This window comes from Mesorhizobium sp. M1D.F.Ca.ET.231.01.1.1, assembly GCF_003999155.2.
In the GTDB taxonomy this organism is placed as follows: domain Bacteria; phylum Pseudomonadota; class Alphaproteobacteria; order Rhizobiales; family Rhizobiaceae; genus Mesorhizobium.
In genome coordinates this window covers 1-422 of record NZ_RZOZ02000068.1, presented here as the reverse complement: position 1 = coordinate 422, position 422 = coordinate 1, and the positions used below count along the sequence as shown (strand labels likewise).

Below are 422 nucleotides of genomic sequence, written 5' to 3'. Positions count from 1 at the left end.
CTTCATCGCATGCTGCCCCGGAAACAGCCAGCCGTCGCGATGCATCACCCCCTGCTGGCGTCCGACCTTCCACCACTGACGCAGCAACAAGAGCAGATCTTGCGACAGCATGGCGTTGCGGTATCGCCCGCCCTTGCCGCGCTCGACCCGGATCAGCATGCGCTCGCTGTCGATGTCGGCGACCTTCAGCATCGACACCTCGGCCACGCGCAGGCCCGCGCCATAGGCGACCGACAGCGCGGCCTGGTGCTTCAAGCAGGTGGTGGCGTTGAGGAGCCGGGCGACCTCGTCGCGGCTCAAGACCACCGGCAGCTTCCGTGGGTGCGCCAGACGAACAAGCTTGCGCGCCAGATCGGGACGATCGACCGTATGCGTGAAGAAGAAGCGCAGCGCCGACACGATGCTGTTCATCCTCGGCACGG

General features: G+C 66.1%; 1 protein-coding gene. It reads right to left on the bottom strand.

The genetic code is table 11. The features are described 5' to 3' along the window. Nucleotides 1-420: tyrosine-type recombinase/integrase (locus EN874_RS32290; protein ID WP_245516216.1), on the bottom strand; the 420-nt coding region annotated here is incomplete at its 3' end. Between the last annotated feature and the right edge of the window lie 2 nt (nt 421-422).